Raw genomic sequence first — 17,612 nt, forward strand, 5'->3', positions numbered from 1 at the left:
CCTAGGGGATTCGAACCCCTGTACTCACCGTGAAAGGGTGATGTCCTAGGCCTCTAGACGAAGGGGACAACGTACTGCTTACATCCTTAATACAAAAGCCCGCTCAAAAACGTCTTGAACGGGCTTCGTTCTGGCGGAGCGGACGGGACTCGAACCCGCGACCCCCGGCGTGACAGGCCGGTATTCTAACCGACTGAACTACCGCTCCAACTTCCTTACCCAACCCGCAGGACGTCGGTTACGTTCCTGCAAGCCTCGCGACACTTCTACGAAACGCCGCTGAATCTGGCGTCCCCTAGGGGATTCGAACCCCTGTACTCACCGTGAAAGGGTGATGTCCTAGGCCTCTAGACGAAGGGGACAAAATCTTTTCAGATCTGTCTGACTTTCGCTATTCACTTCTCATCAACAGCGAAGGCCGGAATTCTAACTGCTTTAGATCATTCTGTGAAGCATTTATTACTACAACTACTGCTTCGCAAACCAATCCAATTTGTTCTGTTGGTGGAGGTAAGCGGGATCGAACCGCTGACCTCTTGCATGCCATGCAAGCGCTCTCCCAGCTGAGCTATACCCCCTTGCAGAACAGAAATGAGATTATATGGACCGACTTTGAACTTGTAAATACCCTTTTTGCGATTCGAGCGAAATTTTTTGCGAAGCCGCCGCGATCTCGCGCGCAGACAGCTTCGCTCACGCACGAACCTCAGGCCAGCGCGGCCTCGATGCGCGACACCACGACGTCGCGACCGAACAGCACGAGCACCGCATCGATCGACGGCGTGTGCGTCGTACCCGCCACCAGCAGGCGCACCGGCATCGCGAGTTGCGGCATCTTCAGCTTGTGCGTGCCGAGCGTCGCCTTCAGCGCGGCGGACACCGCTTCCTTCGTCCAGTCGGCCGCCTTCAGCGCGACGACGAGATCGGCCAGTGCCGGCCGCACCGCATCGGTCACGTGCTGCGCGATCGCATCGGCCTCCGGTGCCGGCACGCGGTAGAACATTGCGGCGCCTTCCGCGATCTCCTTGACCGTCGTCGCGCGATCCTTCATCAGGCCGACCACGGCGTCGAGCGCCGGGCCCGTCGCGAGCGCCGCGTCGTCGATACCGAGCGCGTCGAGGAACGGCTTCGCGAGCGCGGCGAGGCGCGCGTTGTCGGCTTCCTTGATGTAATGCGCGTTCAGCCAGCTCAGCTTGCTGTGGTCGTACTGCGCGGGCGACTTGCCGAGATGCTCGAGATCGAACCATTCGACGAACTGCTCGCGCGAGAAGATCTCCGCGTCGCCGTGCGACCAGCCGAGGCGCGCGAGATAGTTGACGACCGCTTCGGGCAGGAAGCCTGCGTCGCGATACGCCATCACGCTCATCGCGCCATGCCGCTTGCTCATCTTCTCGCCCTGCTCGTTCAGCACGGTCGGCAGGTGCGCATAGACGGGCGCCTCGCCGCCGAGCGCATTCAGGATGTTGATCTGGCGCGGCGTGTTGTTCACGTGGTCGTCGCCACGGATCACGTGCGTGATGCCCATGTCCATGTCGTCCACCACCACGCAGAAGTTGTAGATCGGCGTGCCGTCCGGGCGCGCGATCACGAGGTCGTCGAGTTCTTCGTTCGAGATCTCGACGCGGCCCTTCACGGCGTCGTCCCACACGACCGTGCCGGTCAGCGGATTGCGGAAGCGCAGCACGGGCTTCACGCCTGCCGGCGGCTCGGGCAGCACCTTGCCGGGCTCCGGACGCCACGTGCCGTCGTAGCGCGGCTTCAGGCCGGCCTCGCGCTGGCGTTCGCGCAGCGCGTCGAGCTCCTCGGCCGACATGTAGCACGGGTACGCGAGGCCCTTCTCGAGCATCTGCGCGAGCACCTCGCGATAGCGGTCCATCCGCTGCATCTGGTAGATCGGGCCTTCATCGAAATCCAGGCCGAGCCACTGCATCCCCTCGAGGATCGCATCGACCGCTTCCTGCGACGAGCGTTCGACGTCGGTATCCTCGATGCGCAGCACGAACGTGCCCTTCATCTTGCGGGCGAACGCCCACGGATAGAGTGCGGAGCGGATGTTGCCGAGGTGGATGAAGCCGGTGGGACTCGGCGCGAAGCGGGTACGGACAGGACGGGTCATAAACGGTAACTCGAACGCCTGGGGCGCATGAATGATTCGACGCGGGATCGACGGCGGCAGCCCGGACAACAACGGGGCCGGCGACGCCCGGAACGGGAAAGAAGCCGGAATTATACTCGCGCCGGACATCGCGCCAAGCGCACCGCTTGCTTTATGATGTGCGCGCCGCGGCCGCCAACCGGCGCGGCGCCGGCCGCACGGAACCTGCCGCGCGACCGCTCGGAACCTATCGCCGCCGCGGGCCGTGTAACCCGCCGCCAAGCCGCCGGAGAACCATTCGATGTCGTCCCCTCGCCTGTCGCGCCGCCATTTCACGATCGCGTGCGCGTCCGCCAGCCTCGCCGCCTGTACGTCGTTCGGCGGCAAGTCCCGTCCCGACAACGCATCCAACGAGAAGCCCGTGAAGATCGGCATCGCGCTCGGCGGCGGCGCCGCGCGCGGCTTCTCGCACATCGGCGTGCTGAAGGCGCTCGAGGCGCGCGGCATCCCGATCGAGATCGTCGCGGGCACGAGCGCGGGCTCGGTGGTCGGCGCACTCTATGCGTCGGGCATGAGCGCGCTGCAGATCAACAAGATCGCGCTCGACATGGATCAGGCGGCGATCAGCGACTGGGCGCTGCCGTTCCGCTCGCGCGGCCTCTTGCAGGGTGTCGCCCTGCAGAACTTCCTGAACAAGACGCTCAACAACCGGCCGATCGAGAAGATGGCGAAGCCGCTCGGCATCGTCGCGACGGATCTGCAGAGCGGCCAGCCGATCCTGTTCCAGCAGGGCAACACGGGGCTCGCGGTGCGTGCGTCGTGCAGCGTGCCGTCGGTGTTCGAACCGGTGAAGATCGGCAGCCGCGAATATGTCGACGGGGGCCTCGTGAGCCCGGTGCCCGCGTCGTACGCGCGCAAGATGGGCGCGAGCTTCGTGATCGCGGTCGACATCTCGGCCCGGCCGGACGGCGCGGCGACCAACAACCCGATCGAGATGCTGCTGCAGACCTTCACGATCATGGGCCAGACGATCAAGACCTACGAGCTCGACAAATACGCGGACGTCGTGGTCCGCCCGAACCTCGCGGCCATGGGCGGCAGCGACTTCAACCAGCGCAACGCGGCGATTCTCGCAGGCGAGGAAGCGGTCGCGCGCATCATGCCGGAACTGCAGCGCAAGCTCGCGGCGGCGCGCGGCGTGGCCGCCGCGTAAGAAGCACGCCGGTCGCGGGACGGAACGGCACGCGCCGCCGCCCCACGACCGGCGGAACGACTTCCGCGTCGTCGCCTGCGCCGGCCCCAAAACAAAAAACCCTGCCGCCTTTCGGTGACAGGGTTTTTTCGATCCGGTCCGGCTGACCGGCGAACGTCAGTTGTTGCCGCTCGCCGAATCGTCGCCGATCGTCGCGCGCACGCGCTGGCGCAGATCCTCGGCCTTCATCGGAAACGCCGACTCGAGCCGGCGCGCGCCGGTGAAACGCTTTTCCCAGTAGCCGCTGTCGAGATCGTCGACGCGAACGGTGCTGCCCGTCGACGGCGAATGCACGAACTTGTTGTCGCCGATATAGATGCCGACGTGCGAGAACGTGCGGCGCATCGTGTTGAAGAACACGAGATCGCCCGGCTTGAGGTTACTCATGCTCACCTTCTCGCCGACCCGGCTCATCTCTTCCGCGCGACGCGGCAGCGACATGCCGAGCGTGTCCTGGAACACGTAGCGGACGAAGCCGCTGCAGTCGAGGCCCGAATCCGGCGAGTTGCCGCCCCAGCGATAACGCACGCCGATCATGTTCAGCGCGCCGACGACGACGTCGCCTGCCTTGCCCGCCATGCCGGCAAGGAACGACTTCGCGCCGCCCGACGGCTGGGCACTGGTCTGCTGGAGGGAGGAACCCGACCCGATTTGAGTCGAATTCGTGACATTCTGGTTAAAACTGCTGACTTCGTCGGCGAACGCGCCGGGAGCTGCTGCGAACAGGGCGCCGATGAACAGCCCGGCGATGGTGCGCGCGCATGCCAGGGTCAGGGATCGATGCTGCATTGGTCGATGGAATGTGCTTAAAAATCAGCTGATTGGCGGAAAATTTCGGTCGATACTAGCCAGCGCGTAATCGTTTGTCAAAACAAATTAAAAAATACAATCGAGATGATCAGACCATTGGACGCCTATCACGCTTTCCAGACCGCTTTCAACAGCTTTTGTGTGTAAGGATGTGACGGTCTGGTGAAGATGTCGGCGACGTCTCCCGACTCGACGACGGCGCCGTCCTGCATCACCGCGACGCGGTGCGCCATCGCGCCGATCACCTCCAGATCGTGGCTGATGAATACATAGCCGAGGTTGTATTTCTGTTGCAAATTCGCGAGCAGTTTCAGCACCTGCTGCTGGATCGACACGTCGAGCGCGGAAGTCGGCTCGTCGAGGATCAGGATGCGCGGCTCCAGCACCAGCGCACGCGCGATCGCGATCCGCTGACGCTGCCCGCCCGAGAATTCGTGCGGATAGCGGTGCAATACCGTGCGGTCGAGGCCGACTTCGCGCAGCACCGCGAGCGACTTCGCGCGGCGCGCATCGGGCGTCATTTCCGGGCGATGCAGCTCGAGCCCCTCGCCGACGATCCGTTCGATCGTATGACGCGGCGAAAGCGAACTGAACGGATCCTGAAAGACGACCTGCATGTTCGAGCGCAGCGCGGTCTGTTCGCGGCCGCGATAGGTCGACAGCGCGCGTCCCTGGAATTCGATCTCGCCGCCGGCCGTCTTCTGCAGCCCGAGCAGCGCCATCGCGAGCGTCGATTTCCCGGACCCCGATTCACCGACGATGCCGAGCGTTTCGCCCTGTCGCACCGACACCGACACGTCCGCGACGGCCGTCACGGGCACCGTGCCGAACCAGCCCGCGAAGCCCGGCCGCTTGCGTGCGAACTGCACGCTCACATGGCGCGCGTCGAGCACGACGGGCGCGATCGGCATGACCGGCGCGATCATGCGCTGCGGCCGGCTGTTCAGCAGCCGCTGCGTATACGGATGCTCGGGTTCCGCGAAAATCCGCTCGACGGGCCCGCTCTCGACGAGCCGGCCGTGCTCCATCACCGCGATGCGATCAGCGAAGTGGCGCACCAGATTCAGGTCGTGCGTGATCAGCAGGACCGCCATCCCGCGCTTTTCCGCCTCCTCGCGCTGCAGTTCCAGCAGCAGGTCGACGATCTGCGCGCGGATCGTCACGTCGAGCGCGGTAGTCGGCTCGTCGGCCAGCAACAGGCGCGGCCGGCACGCGAGCGCCATCGCGATCATCGCGCGCTGCCGCTGGCCGCCCGACAACTGGTGCGGGTAACTGTCGACGCGCTTGTCGGGTTCCGCGATGCCCGTGCGCGCAAGCAGCGCGATCGCGCGCTTGCGCGCCTCGACGGCCGATACGCCGTCGTGCAGCACGATCGTCTCGCCGATCTGCACGCCGATCGTATACAGCGGGTTGAGCGCCGTCATCGGCTCCTGGAAGATCATCGCGATGTCCGAGCCGCGCAGCCCGCGCATCTCGCGCTCGCTTTTGCCGGCCAGGTCCTGCCCCGCGAAGCGGATCGCGCCGCTCACGTCGGCGTCGTGCAGCAGCCGCAGGATCGACAGCGCGGTCACGCTCTTGCCCGACCCCGACTCGCCGACGAGCGCGACGCGCTCGCCGCGGCCGATCGCGAGCGTCACGTCGTCCACCGCGACCGTGTCGCCGAAGCGCACATGCAGACGTTCGAGCGACAGCAGCGGCTCGTCGTGCCTCGATACGACCGTTTCGCTCATCGCTGGCCTCCCGCCGCACGTATCGAATCGGCGATCCGTGTGTCGAGCGCATTGCGCAGCGCGTCGCCCATGAAGGTCAGCAACAGCAGCGTCGCGACCAGCACGCCGAACGTCGACAGCGAGATCCACCATGCGTCGAGGTTGCCCTTGCCCTGCGCGAGCAGTTCGCCGAGGCTCGGCGTCGGCGGCGGCACGCCGAGCCCGAGGAAATCGAGGCTCGTCAGCGCGAGGATCGCCCCGCTCATCCGGAACGGCAGGAACGTGATCACCGGCGTGAGACTGTTCGGCAGCACGTGGCGCCAGATGATCTGCCAGTTCGTGAGCCCCATCGCGCGCGCCGCGCGCACGTAGTCCTGCGTGCGGTTGCGCAGGAATTCCGCGCGCACGTAGTCGGCCAGCCCGATCCAGCCGAACAGCGACAGCAGCACGATCAGCAGCAGGAAGCTCGGCTCGAAGATCGACGCGAAAATGATCAGCAGGTACAGCTCGGGCAGCGAACTCCAGATCTCGATCAGCCGCTGCCCGACGATGTCGATGCGTCCGCCGAAGAAACCCTGCACGGCGCCGGCGGCGATCCCGAGCAGCGTGCCGATCACGGTCAGGATCAGCCCGAACTCGACCGACACGCGGAACCCGTACACGAGCCGCGCGAGCAGGTCGCGCCCCTGCGCGTCGGTGCCGAGCCAGTTCTGGCGCGACGGCGGCGCCGGGTTCGGCACGTTCGAGAAGTAGTTCAGCGTGTCGTAGTAATAGCGGTTCGGCGGGTAGACGACGAAGTTGCCGGGCGCCTCGAGCCGCTTGCGCACATACGGATCGAGATAGTCGGCCGGCGCCGGGAAATCGCCGCCGAAGGCCGTCTCCGGGTACGCATGGAACAGCGGGAAATAGTATTGGCCGTCGTAGCGCACGACGAGCGGCTTGTCGTTCGACCAAAGCGGCGCCGCAAGGCTCGCGGCGAACGCGACGACGAAGATCACGAAGCTCCAGTAGCCGAGGCGCTGCTGCCGGAAGCGCTGCCACACGCGGCGCGCCGGCGACGGCGACACGTGCGCGCGCGCCACGTCGATGCGGGACGACACGACGGCCCGGTTCATCGCGCACCTCGCCCGGTGACGCCGGGCATGCAGACGGACGGTTTCATGTCAGCGCTCCAGGTTGTCGAATTGAATGCGTGGATCGACCCACACATAACAGAGGTCGGAAATCAGCTTGGTCGCGAGCCCGATCAGCGTGAACAGGTACAGCGTGCCGAGCACCACCGGGTAATCGCGGCGCACCACCGACTCGTACGACAGCAGCCCCAGGCCGTCGAGCGAGAACAGCGTCTCGATCAGCAGGCTGCCGGTGAAGAACGCGCCGATGAACGCGGCCGGGAAACCGACGATCAGCGGCAGCATCGCATTGCGGAATACGTGCTTCCACAGCACGCTGCGCTCGGAGAGCCCCTTCGCGCGCGCGGTCAGCACGTATTGCCGGCGGATCTGGTCGAGAAACGCATTCTTCGTGAGCATCGTGACGACCGCGAAGCTGCCGACGACCGACGCCGTGATCGGCAGCGCGATGTGCCACAGGTAGTCGAGCACCTTGCCGGCGAGCGACAGCTCGGCGAAATTGTCCGACGTGAGGCCGCGCAGCGGAAAGAGCTGCCAGAACGAGCCGCCGCCGAACAGCACGAGCAGCAGCACGCCGAGCACGAAGCCCGGGATCGCATAGCCGACGAGCACGACGAGGCTCGTCGCGACGTCGAACGGCGAACCGTTGCGCACGGCCTTCGCGATGCCGAGCGGCACCGATATGAGATACGTGAGGAAAAACGTCCACAGCCCGATGCTGATCGACACGGGCAGCTTCTGCACGATCAGCGACCACACGCTCTGGTGGCGGAAGTAGCTGTCGCCGAGATCGAAGCGCGCGAAGCGCTTCAGCATCAGCCAGTAGCGCTCGAGCGGCGGCTTGTCGAAACCGTACAGCGCCTTGAGCTGCGCGAGCTGCTGCGCGTCGACGCCGGTGTGCGCACGCATCCCGAACGGCACCGCGCCCTGCTCCGTCGCGCCCTTGCGCAACTCCTGCACGGCCTGCTCGACCGGGCCGCCCGGCACGAACTGGGTCACCGCGAACGTGAGGGTCAGCACGCCGACGAGCGTCGGGATCATCAGCAGCAGGCGTTTGAGGATGTAGCTCCACATAGGGCGTCGACTCGTGATCGGTAGGCTGGGTTGGACGAAGGGCCGGCGCGGGTCAGTGAGCGGGCTTCGCCCACCAGGTCGACACGACCCAGCCCTCGGCCGAATAGTACAGCGGCAGCGTCTGCGGATAGGCGAGCGTGCGCTTGTACGCGATCCGGTGCGTCGTGCTGTACCACTGCGGGACCGCGTAGTAGCCGTGCATCAGCACGCGGTCGAGCGCGTGCGTCGCGTCGAGCAGCTCGTCGCGCGACTGCGCGGTGCCGAGCGCGTGCAGCAGCGCGTCGACGGCCGGCGACTTCAGCCCGATGATGTTGTCGGAGCCCGGTTCGTCGGCGAACTTGCTGCCGTAACGCGAGAACTGCTCGGCGCCCGGCACCTGCACGCCCGGCAGGCGGACCGTCGTCATGTCGTAGTCGAACGCATCGAGGCGCTTTTGCAGCAGCGCGTAGTCGGCCGTGCGAAAGCGTGCATCGATGCCGAGCTTCGCCAGATTGCGCCGGTAGGCAGTCACGACACCTTCCATCGCGCCGCCCGCATCGTCGAGGATCTCGAACGTGAACGGCTCGCCGTTCGCATTGCGCAGCGCGCCGTCGCGATAGGTCCAGCCGGCCTGCGCGAGCAGCGCGCGCGCCTTCAGCAGGTTCGCGCGCAGCGAGCCCGGCGGGTTCGTGTCCGGTTGCGTGACCATCGGGCCGAACACCGCCGGGTCGAGCTGCGCGCGCAGCGGCTCCAGCAGCTTCAGCTCGCCTGCGCCCGGCGTGCCGGTCGCCTGCAGGTCGGTGTCGGCGAAATAGCTGTCGAGACGCGTGTAGGCACTGTAGAACAGCTGCCGGTTCAGCCATTCGAAGTCGAACGCGAGATCGAGCGCCTGACGCACCCGCACGTCGCGAAACAGCGGCCGGCGCAGGTTCATGAAGAAACCCTGCATGCCCGCGCCGTTGTGCTGGCGGAATTCGCGCTTGACGAGCTCGCCGCTGTCGAAACGCTTGCCGACGTCGCGCCGCGCCCAGTTGCGCGCGATGTACTCGACGAGCACATCGTATTCGCCGGCCTTGAACGCCTCGAGCCTCGCGACGCCGTCGCCGTACAGCTTGTAGACGATCCGCTCGAAGTTGTGGGTGCCGACCCGCACCGGCAGGTCGACGCCCCAGTACGCGGGGTTGCGCCGGTAGGTGATCGTGCGGCCGTTGTCGTAGCGCTCGATCAGGTACGGGCCGCTGCCAATCGGCTGCTCGAACGCGAGCTGGTCGAACGGGATGCGCGAGCCGTCCGCGCGCAATCCCCACTTGCGCGAGAACACCGGCACGCCGCCGGCGATCAGCGGCAGCTCGCGATTCGCGCTGCGGAACTCGAAGCGCACGGTGGCCGGGTCGACGACCACGGCCTTCGCGATCTCCGCGAAATACGCGCCGAACTGCGGCGCGGCCAGCTTGCTCTTCAGCGTGTCGAACGAAAACTTGACGTCGTCGGCCGTGACGGCGTCGCCGTTCGAGAAGCGTGCGCGAGGATTCAGGTGGAACGTGACCGAACGGCGATCGGGCGCGATGTCGATATCGTCGGCAAGCAGCCCGTACGCGGATGCCGGTTCGTCCGAGCTGCCCGTCGCCAGGCTCTCGAACAGGTTGTCGATGCCCGGCGCGGGGTTGCCGCGCATCGTGAACGGATTGAACTTGTCGAACGACGTCAGCCGGCTCGGGTTTGCGAGCACGAGCGTGCCGCCCTTCGGCGCATCGGGGTTGACGTAGTCGAAATGCTTGAAGCCCGGCGGATACTTCGGCTCGCCGTACTGCGCAATCGCGTAGGCCGCGTGCGCGGCCGTCGCGGCAAACGCCGCCTGCATCGCAAACACCGCGGCAACGCGGCCGGCGGCCCGTGCGGCATGCAGCGCGCCGAAGCGGACGCGCGCGATGGCGGCCCGGGGCGAACCCTTCGTCATAGAGGCCCTGTCGGTCGAATGAGGGTAGTAACGTGAGACGATTCTACCCATTCAATCCTTCGAGCCAAAAGAAAACCGCCACGCGGGCGGTTTCTTCACGAGCGGACAACGCGCCCGCGTCACCCGGGCGCAGCATGTCGATCAGCGCCAGCCGTTGTGGCGGCCATGATCCCAGTGACCACGATCGCGATCGCCGCCCCAGCCGCGGCCATGGTGGCGATACCACTCGTCGCGGCCCCAGTAGCGGCGGCCGTCCCAGTAGCGATCGCCGTGCCAGCCGATCACGATCGCCGGCGCCGGCGCATAGACGGGCGCAGGTGCATACACGGGCGCCGGCTGATAGATGACCGGCGGCGGCGGCGCATACACGGGCGCGGGCGCGACATAAACCGGTGCCGGCACGCCGACGTTGATCCCGACATTGACTCCCGCCATTGCTGCGCCCGACACGAGCAAGGCCGTCATACCGGTCAAGAGCGAGGCAACACGCAAGGTCTTCATGGATTCCTCTTCTGGTTGTGTCATGTGTGATTCGACTATAACGGCAAGCACCATCCCCGCATATTTCAAGTTTGTAAGAACTGATGCGCGGCATCGCAACGGAAAGCGTGCGCTAACGTCTTGTAACAATCGGCGCCGGCCGGCCCTGCCCTCGCCGGCTGCCGAAACCCTTCCGGCTCGCGCTTGTGCGCCCCGGTGCGCTGATCGTCATCTCGCCGTCGACCGCCTTGCGCGGCGCGCACTGCAACAAAACAAAAAGGCGGCACCTGCGTGCCGCCTCTTCTTCATCAACGCGCGCGGATATCGGACCCGGCGCCGCGACGCCGCTCAGCGCGACATCATGTTCATGCTGACGTTGTGCATCACCCACAGCGTGCCGACGATCAGGATCGCCGCGGTCAGCACCGTGTAGCTGAATGCCATCACGTTCCAGCGCTGGCCCGACGAACCGTTCATGTGCAGGAAGTACACGAGGTGCACGACGATCTGCACGAATGCCAGCACGGCCAACGCGATCAGCGACGCATGCGGCGACAGCACGCCGCCCATCACGAGGCCGAACGACGCGGCCGTGAGCAGCACCGACAGGATGAAGCCGGCGACGTAGCCGCCGACACTGCCGTGCCCTTCTTCCAGTTGAGACGAATGCGAATGGGCCATTTAGATCACGCTCGCGAGATAGACAAAGGAAAACACGCAGATCCACACGATGTCGAGGAAGTGCCAGAAGAGGCTCAGGCACGTCAGGCGCCGCAGGTCGCGATCGGTCAGGTCGCCGCCGCGGAACACGATCTGCCCAGCGAGCACGAGCATCCACAGCAGGCCGGCCGTCACGTGCAGCCCGTGCGTGCCGACCAGCGTGAAAAACGCCGACAGGAACGCGCTGCGCTGCGGGCCCGCGCCTTCCGCGATCAGGTGCGAGAACTCGCGCAGTTCCATCGCGAGAAACGCCGCGCCGAGCACGAACGTCACCGCGAGCCACGCGAGCAGCGCGCCGCGCCGCTGCTTGTAGGCGGCGAGCATCGCGAAACCGTACGTGATGCTCGACAGCAGCAGCGCGGCGGTTTCCACCGCGACACCCGGGATGTCGAACAGGTCTTTCGCGGTCGGCCCGCCCGCATACTGGTGGCCGAGCACCGCGAACGTCGCGAACAGCGCCGCGAAGATCACGCAGTCGGTCATCAGGTACAGCCAGAAACCGAACACCGAATGCGACGGCGGATGGTCGTCGTGCTCGAGCAGGGTTGCGCTCAAGGTTTTCTGCAACATCAGTTGGCCTCCAGTTCCACGTCGTCGACACGCGCAGGCACGCGCTTGGTCGGCTGCTTGTCTTCGATCTTCCGCACCGTCGACGCGGGGATGTAATAGCCGTCGTTATCGCGCGAGCTGTAGATCACCAGCGTCGCGACGATCCCGACGAGCCCGGCGATCGCGAGCCACCAGATGTGCCATACCAGCGCGAAGCCGAGCACCAGGCTGAAAATCGCGACCACGAGGCCCGCGCAGGTATTCGACGGCATATGGATATCGCGGATCGACGCCGGGTTCGGCCGGCCTTCGCCGCGCACCTTCAGGTCCGCGTACGCGTCGAGCGTGCGCACCTGCGGGATCACCGCGAAGTTGTAGTCGGCCGGCGGCGACGAGGTCGCCCACTCCAGCGTGCGGCCGCCCCATGGGTCGCCCGTCGTGTCGCGGTATTCGGGCAGGTTGCGGTTGCGGATGCTGACCACCAGCTGCAGCAGCTGGCATGCAATGCCGATCGCGATCAGCACGGCGCCGAATGCGGCGACCAGCAGCCACGGATGCCAGGCCGGGTTGTCGTAGTGGTTCAGGCGGCGCGTCATGCCCATGAAGCCGAGCACGTAGAGCGGCACGAAAGCGACATAGAAGCCGACCTGCCAGAACCAGAACGCGGCCTTGCCGAGCTTCTCGTTCAGCTTGAAGCCGAACGCCTTCGGGAACCAGTAGTTGAAGCCCGCGAGATAGCCGAACAGCACGCCGCCGATGATCACGTTATGGAAGTGCGCGATCAGGAACAGGCTGTTGTGCAGCACGAAGTCCGCGCCGGGAATCGCCATCATCACGCCGGTCATGCCGCCGAGCGTGAACGTGACCATGAAGCCGATCGTCCACAGCACCGGCGTCGTGAATTCGATCCGGCCGCGATACATCGTAAACAGCCAGTTGAACACCTTCACGCCGGTCGGAATCGCGATGATCATGGTCATGATGCCGAAGAACGCGTTCACGTTCGCACCCGAGCCCATCGTGAAGAAATGATGCAGCCACACGAGGAACGACAGCACCATGATCGCGCAGGTCGCGTACACCATCGTCTTGTAGCCGAACAGCGGCTTCTTCGCGAACGTCGCGATGACCTCCGAGAAGATGCCGAACGCCGGCAGGATCAGGATGTACACCTCCGGATGGCCCCACGCCCAGATCAGGTTCAGGTACAGCATCGCGTTGCCGCCGGCTTCGTTCGTGAAGAAGTGCATGCCGAGGTAACGGTCGAGGCCAAGCAACGCGAGCGTCGCGGTCAGGATCGGGAACGACGCCATGATCAGCACGTTGGTGCAGAGCGCGGTCCACGTGAACACGGGCATCTTCAGCAGCGTCATGCCCGGCGCGCGCATCTTGATGATCGTCACGAAGAAGTTCACGCCGGTCAGCAGCGTGCCGACGCCCGAGATCTGCAGCGCCCACAGGTAGTAATCGACGCCTACTCCCGGGCTGAACTGCAGCTCCGACAGCGGCGGGTACGCGAGCCAGCCCGTCTGCGCGAATTCGCCGATCACGAGCGAGATGTTGATCAGGATCGCGCTGACCGCCGTCATCCAGAAGCTCAGCGAGTTGATGAACGGGAATGCGACGTCGCGCGCGCCGATCTGCAGCGGCACGATCAGGTTCATCAGGCCGACCATGAACACCATCGCCATGAAGAAGATCATGATCACGCCGTGTGCCGTGAAGATCTGGTCATAGTGGTGCGGCGGCAGGTAGCCGGGCGCGTTGTACGCGAGCGCGAGCTGCATGCGCATCATGATCGCGTCGGCGAAGCCGCGCAGCAGCATGATCAGCGCGACGATGATGTACATCACGCCGAGTTTCTTGTGGTCGACTGTCGTCAGCCATTCCGTCCACAGCCATTTCCACCGGCCGGTGATCGTCAGCGCGGCGAGAATGCCCAGCACGACCAGCCCCATGAAGGCGCCGGCCACCATGATGATGGGCTGATCGAACGGGATCGCCGATAGTGTGAGTTTGCCGAACATGCGTTACCCCTTCGTGCCGCAGGCGGCGTCCTTCAGGTCGAGGACGTGGCCATCGTTGTATTTCGCGATGATGTTGTGGAAGAGCCGCGGATCGACCGACGAGAAGTAGCGCACGGGCGCCTTCTCGCTCGGCTGCGCGACGGTGCCGTACACGGTCGCGTCGAGTCGCTCCGGCGATGCCTTCACCTTCTGCACCCACGCATCGAACTGTTCGCGCGGCTCGGCGAGCGTGCGGAACTTCATGTCGGAGAAACCGCGGCCGCTGAAGTTGGCGGACGTGCCCGCATAGTTGCCGGGCTCGTCGGCGATCAGGTGCAGGCGCGTCTGCATGCCGGCCATCGCGTAGACCTGGCCGCCGAGCTGCGGGATGAAGAACGAGTTCATCACCGAATCCGACGTGATGCGGAAGTTCACCGGCGTGCCCACCGGAATCGCGAGCTGGTTGACCGACGCGATGCCGAGTTCCGGATAGATGAACAGCCACTTCCAGTCGAGTGCGACGACCTCGACGTCGATCGGCTTCACCGACGACTCGAGCGGCTTGTACGGGTCGAGCTCGTGCGTCGTCCGCCACGTGAGGATGCCGAGGAACAGGATGATCAGCGTCGGCACCGTCCAGATCACGACTTCGATCGCGGTCGAGTGCGACCAGTTCGGCGCGTAGGTTGCGCTGCGGTTCGATGCGCGGTAACGCCACGCGAACCACAGCGTAAGCAGGATCACCGGCACGACGACGATCAGCATCGCCCAGGTGGACGTCGCGATCAGCGCCTTTTCGGCAGCGCCCACGCTTCCTTTCGGATTTAGTACATCTAACTTACAGCCTGACAGGCTCAGCGCCGCGCCGATTGACATCAGCGCCGACCAGCCTCTTGAAGCTCTTGTTTTCATCACACAGCCCGAGGGTCATTGAATCCGTTTTGCGTATGCCCGATGCGCATTCGATTCACGAAAGTGGCCGAATCATACGTCGCGCGGGTGCGATGAAAAACCGGTGGGTGCGACAAATCATCATTGCAAAATCTGCCGTGAGACACATTGTCGCGGGGCAATTTCACGCAGCCGGAAGCTGGCCCGGCGCCGCATGCGCCGGACCGCAATCGATGTATGCGCAACGACCGCATCGCCGTGCGATGCGCCCCCGCCCTCGCGGCGTGCCGCGATCAGCCGTGCGTCGATGCCATGTACGCCGGCTGCGCCCGCACCGGGCCGTCCGCTGCCGGCACCTTCGAACGGCTGGCTTCGTCGATCAGCTTGCCGACGGTCGGATCGATCGCGTCGGTGAATGGTTTCGGATCGATGCCGACCGCCAGCACGACCAGCGCGAGCGACGCGAACATCGCGATCTCGCGACGGTTCAGGTCGGCGAGCTTCGCGATCCGCTGGCTCGACACCTTGCCGAACACGACGCGCTTGAGCATCCACAGCGTGTACGACGCGCTGAGGATCAGCGTCAGCGCCGCGATTGCGCCGATCCAGAAGTTGAAACGGATCGCGCCCATGATGACCATGAACTCGCCGACGAACCCCGACGTGCCCGGCAGGCCGACGTTGGCCATCGCGAACAGCAGCGCGAAGGTCGCGAAACGCGGCATCACGCCCGCCACACCGCCGTACGCGGCGATCTCGCGCTGCTTCGTGCGATCGACGAGCACGTTCACGCACAGCAGCATCGCGCCCGCGACGAAGCCGTACGACACGAGCTGCACGATCGCGCCTTCGACGCCGATTCGGTTGAACAGGAACAGCCCGAGCGTGACGATGCCCATGTGCGCGACCGTCGAGTACGCGAGCAGCTTGCCGAGATCGGTCTGCGCGAGCGCGATCAGGCTCGCATAGACGATCGCGAACAGCGACAGCGCGATCACGGCCGGTGCGAAGAAGTGGCTCGCGTCGGGCGTGATCGGCAGCGCGAAGCGCAGGAACCCGTACCCGCCGAGCTTGAGCATCGCGAGCATCAGCGCGGCGCCCGTCGGGCCGTCTGTGTACACGTCGCTCAGCCACGTATGAACCGGCCACATCGGCACCTTGACCGCGAACGCGGCAAAGAAGCCGAGGAATACCAGCAACTGCGGTGCGAAACCGAGCTGCAGCGTGCGCCACACGGCCAGGTCGAACGTGTGCGACTGCGCGTACAGGTACAGCATCGCCATCAGCAGCAACAGCGAGCCGGCGAACGAGATGAAGAAGAACTTCACGGCCGCATAGACGCGGCGCTCGCGCCCCCACGTACCGATCAGCAGGTACAGCGGGATCAGCGTCGCCTCGAAGAAGATGAAGAACAGCAGTCCGTCCTGTGCGGCGAACACGCCGACCATCAACCCCGACAGGATCAGGAACGACGCGTAGTACTGCGCGACGCGCACCGTGACCGACTCCCACGACGCGATCACGACCACCAGCGTCGTAAACGCGGTCAGCACGACGAGCCACAGCGACGCGCCGTCGATGCCGACCCGCCATCCGGAATTGAATGCCGCCAGCCAGTTGCGGCTTTCGGAGAATTGCATCGCAGCCGAATGCGCATCGAAACCGGCGACCAGCGGCACCACGGCCGCCAGCCCTGCGATCGCGCCGGCGAGCGCGATCAGTCGAGCCCGGCGCGGATGTTGGTCGGAGCCGGCGCGCAGCAGGCATGCGCCGAACAGGATCGGAACCCAGATGGCCAGGCTCAGGAAGGGGAAATCATGCATGTCAACAGGCCTTGAGGAGGTCGCGCACTGCATCGGGGACAGGCGAGACGAAAGGAACGAAATCAAATCGACAGGTAGATTTCGTGAATCACCAATGTTGGCAAAATGTAAAGCGGTATCACGGGAAAACTTGATTCCGCTCAAGCGCAATCGGGTTAGCCAGCATAAGGCGATCGATTATTTTTTGCAGCGCAGCAGCGCATCGATTTTCAGCGTCGGCGCAGAATGCTGATTTTTATGAGTAATTTTTTGTATTGCTCGACGAGGGATGTCGTGGAAATCGACGCAGCGCCACAATTTTGGCGTCAACGCATCGTTTCGGAGGGCCGGGGCGCGCTGGGTGACGTCGCGTCGGGCAGTGATCGCACAGCGCTTCCTGCCTTACATGACCACTTTCATTTTTATTTCATTCGGCGTTGCCCGATGCAGATCGGGCGCGCATGGCCGCTCCACCGTTCGGCGCCGCTGCAGGCCGGCGCCGCTGCAGGCATCGCATCGTTCATGTTCCCGGCCGCTTGCGTTGACGACTCAGACGGTCCCGTACGCGCATCGTCAGGTTGTGTTGTGCGGGAAAATGGACGAAGCGGCTGTCGCGCGTTGCATAGACCGGCGATGACGCGAGCGTCGTCGCATCGACGATATGGTGCGAATCGATCATGCCGCTTGCGGCGGGCAGCGACGACTTCGACGTCTGCGTTGTGACGATCGCATCGTAACCGCGTGCGACACCCGGCAGCGCGTGCTGGTCGGACACGACGGAGAACGGATCGAGCACGAGCAGCCATGCGCCCGGCTCCATCGCGGCGAACTGCGCGATGATCGCGTGGTACTTGCGCAGGACCTGCTGGCGCTCGCCATACACGTGCATGCCTTCGACCATCGCATGCCGGTAGCCGTGCAGCCGCGCGTAGCTCGTGGTTTTCGACAAGTTCGTCGACAGGTCAATGAGAGAGGACTGTCAGAACGGAATGCGGGCTGGCCAAGAGCGTCACCTTGAGTCGCGCCAATCGATACGCGATATGTAGCGCGTTACCGCCGCTCAAGGTAAGCCCCCGGCGAAGTCATCTTGAAGGCGGCCATCGAAAGCAAGGAGCATCGTGTCCATTAGAATTTTTGATGGACAGGTGTACATGA

At 64.8% G+C, this 17,612-nt stretch carries 14 protein-coding genes and 3 tRNA genes; 1 reads left to right on the forward strand and 16 read right to left on the reverse strand.

The genetic code is table 11. The features are described 5' to 3' along the window. Positions 1 to 131: 131 nt before the first annotated feature. The 4 genes from ACPUER_RS32985 to gltX form a co-directional block, all read right to left on the reverse strand. A tRNA-Asp gene (locus tag ACPUER_RS32985) sits at positions 132 to 208 on the reverse strand. A gap of 78 nt (positions 209 to 286) precedes the next feature. Further along, a tRNA-Glu gene (locus ACPUER_RS32990) sits at positions 287 to 362 on the reverse strand. A 140-nt stretch (positions 363 to 502) separates the two neighbouring features. Further along, positions 503 to 578: transfer RNA gene (locus tag ACPUER_RS32995), tRNA-Ala, on the reverse strand. 128 nt (positions 579 to 706) lie between these two features. Then, positions 707 to 2,116: a glutamate--tRNA ligase gene (gene gltX / locus ACPUER_RS33000; RefSeq protein ID WP_072437063.1), complete on the reverse strand. Its 1,410-nt coding sequence runs from the start codon at positions 2,114 to 2,116 to the stop codon at positions 707 to 709. Positions 2,117 to 2,396: 280 nt separating this feature from the next. Between gltX and ACPUER_RS33005 the strand changes: the two genes are divergently transcribed. Next, positions 2,397 to 3,308, forward strand: coding sequence for a patatin-like phospholipase family protein (locus tag ACPUER_RS33005; RefSeq protein ID WP_072437062.1), 912 nt, complete (start codon positions 2,397 to 2,399; stop codon positions 3,306 to 3,308). A gap of 156 nt (positions 3,309 to 3,464) precedes the next feature. Here the strand turns inward: ACPUER_RS33005 and ACPUER_RS33010 are convergent, their stop codons facing one another. From ACPUER_RS33010 to ACPUER_RS33065, 12 genes are all read right to left on the reverse strand, one after another. Beyond that, positions 3,465 to 4,136: a C40 family peptidase gene (locus tag ACPUER_RS33010; RefSeq protein WP_425133141.1), complete on the reverse strand. Its 672-nt coding sequence runs from the start codon at positions 4,134 to 4,136 to the stop codon at positions 3,465 to 3,467. Positions 4,137 to 4,264: 128 nt separating this feature from the next. After that, entirely contained in the window at positions 4,265 to 5,887 is a 1,623-nt protein-coding gene (locus ACPUER_RS33015) for an ABC transporter ATP-binding protein (protein ID WP_175961187.1), read from the reverse strand. Then, entirely contained in the window at positions 5,884 to 6,981 is a 1,098-nt protein-coding gene (locus tag ACPUER_RS33020; RefSeq protein WP_310141730.1) for an ABC transporter permease, read from the reverse strand. The genes ACPUER_RS33015 and ACPUER_RS33020 overlap by 4 nt, the downstream gene beginning before the upstream one ends. A gap of 48 nt (positions 6,982 to 7,029) precedes the next feature. Next, positions 7,030 to 8,073 carry a microcin C ABC transporter permease YejB gene (locus ACPUER_RS33025; RefSeq protein ID WP_425133142.1) on the reverse strand — a complete coding sequence of 348 codons (1,044 nt, stop codon included), beginning with the start codon at positions 8,071 to 8,073 and terminating at the stop codon, positions 7,030 to 7,032. Positions 8,074 to 8,125: 52 nt separating this feature from the next. After that, positions 8,126 to 10,009 carry an extracellular solute-binding protein gene (locus tag ACPUER_RS33030; RefSeq protein WP_425133143.1) on the reverse strand — a complete coding sequence of 628 codons (1,884 nt, stop codon included), beginning with the start codon at positions 10,007 to 10,009 and terminating at the stop codon, positions 8,126 to 8,128. Between the two features lie 141 nt (positions 10,010 to 10,150). Continuing rightward, positions 10,151 to 10,510, reverse strand: a complete 360-nt coding sequence (locus tag ACPUER_RS33035; protein ID WP_072437056.1) for a hypothetical protein — start codon at positions 10,508 to 10,510, stop codon at positions 10,151 to 10,153. A 327-nt stretch (positions 10,511 to 10,837) separates the two neighbouring features. Then, a complete protein-coding gene (cyoD, locus tag ACPUER_RS33040; protein ID WP_011352504.1) occupies positions 10,838 to 11,170 on the reverse strand; it encodes a cytochrome o ubiquinol oxidase subunit IV in 333 nt (110 codons plus the stop codon). Next, on the reverse strand, positions 11,171 to 11,779 hold the full coding sequence (cyoC, locus tag ACPUER_RS33045; protein ID WP_114177421.1) for a cytochrome o ubiquinol oxidase subunit III: 609 nt from the start codon (positions 11,777 to 11,779) through the stop codon (positions 11,171 to 11,173). After that, entirely contained in the window at positions 11,779 to 13,785 is a 2,007-nt protein-coding gene (cyoB, locus tag ACPUER_RS33050; RefSeq protein WP_425133144.1) for a cytochrome o ubiquinol oxidase subunit I, read from the reverse strand. Before cyoB ends, cyoC begins: the two co-directional genes overlap by 1 nt. Before the next feature lie 3 nt (positions 13,786 to 13,788). Beyond that, entirely contained in the window at positions 13,789 to 14,676 is an 888-nt protein-coding gene (gene cyoA / locus ACPUER_RS33055) for a ubiquinol oxidase subunit II (RefSeq protein ID WP_175961192.1), read from the reverse strand. A gap of 272 nt (positions 14,677 to 14,948) precedes the next feature. Then, a complete protein-coding gene (locus ACPUER_RS33060) occupies positions 14,949 to 16,478 on the reverse strand; it encodes a complex I subunit 4 family protein (protein ID WP_425133145.1) in 1,530 nt (509 codons plus the stop codon). Positions 16,479 to 16,977: 499 nt separating this feature from the next. Beyond that, entirely contained in the window at positions 16,978 to 17,406 is a 429-nt protein-coding gene (locus ACPUER_RS33065; RefSeq protein WP_425133146.1) for a hypothetical protein, read from the reverse strand. Positions 17,407 to 17,612 lie beyond the last annotated feature (206 nt).

This window comes from Burkholderia sp. DN3021, assembly GCF_049805555.1.
GTDB lineage: Bacteria > Pseudomonadota > Gammaproteobacteria > Burkholderiales > Burkholderiaceae > Burkholderia > Burkholderia pyrrocinia_C.

What these genes read in the sequence shown, in the direction of transcription:
- ACPUER_RS33010 (WP_425133141.1), bottom strand. Translation starts at nt 4,136, where the DNA reads ATGCAGCATCGATCCCTGACCCTGGCATGCGCGCGCACCATCGCCGGG.
- ACPUER_RS33020 (WP_310141730.1), bottom strand. Translation starts at nt 6,981, where the DNA reads ATGAACCGGGCCGTCGTGTCGTCCCGCATCGACGTGGCGCGCGCGCAC.
- ACPUER_RS33015 (WP_175961187.1), bottom strand. Translation starts at nt 5,887, where the DNA reads ATGAGCGAAACGGTCGTATCGAGGCACGACGAGCCGCTGCTGTCGCTC.
- cyoB (WP_425133144.1), bottom strand. Translation starts at nt 13,785, where the DNA reads ATGTTCGGCAAACTCACACTATCGGCGATCCCGTTCGATCAGCCCATC.
- ACPUER_RS33005 (WP_072437062.1), top strand. Translation starts at nt 2,397, where the DNA reads ATGTCGTCCCCTCGCCTGTCGCGCCGCCATTTCACGATCGCGTGCGCG.
- ACPUER_RS33030 (WP_425133143.1), bottom strand. Translation starts at nt 10,009, where the DNA reads ATGACGAAGGGTTCGCCCCGGGCCGCCATCGCGCGCGTCCGCTTCGGC.
- gltX (WP_072437063.1), bottom strand. Translation starts at nt 2,116, where the DNA reads ATGACCCGTCCTGTCCGTACCCGCTTCGCGCCGAGTCCCACCGGCTTC.
- ACPUER_RS33035 (WP_072437056.1), bottom strand. Translation starts at nt 10,510, where the DNA reads ATGAAGACCTTGCGTGTTGCCTCGCTCTTGACCGGTATGACGGCCTTG.
- ACPUER_RS33025 (WP_425133142.1), bottom strand. Translation starts at nt 8,073, where the DNA reads ATGTGGAGCTACATCCTCAAACGCCTGCTGCTGATGATCCCGACGCTC.
- cyoC (WP_114177421.1), bottom strand. Translation starts at nt 11,779, where the DNA reads ATGTTGCAGAAAACCTTGAGCGCAACCCTGCTCGAGCACGACGACCAT.
- cyoA (WP_175961192.1), bottom strand. Translation starts at nt 14,676, where the DNA reads ATGAAAACAAGAGCTTCAAGAGGCTGGTCGGCGCTGATGTCAATCGGC.
- cyoD (WP_011352504.1), bottom strand. Translation starts at nt 11,170, where the DNA reads ATGGCCCATTCGCATTCGTCTCAACTGGAAGAAGGGCACGGCAGTGTC.
- ACPUER_RS33060 (WP_425133145.1), bottom strand. Translation starts at nt 16,478, where the DNA reads ATGCATGATTTCCCCTTCCTGAGCCTGGCCATCTGGGTTCCGATCCTG.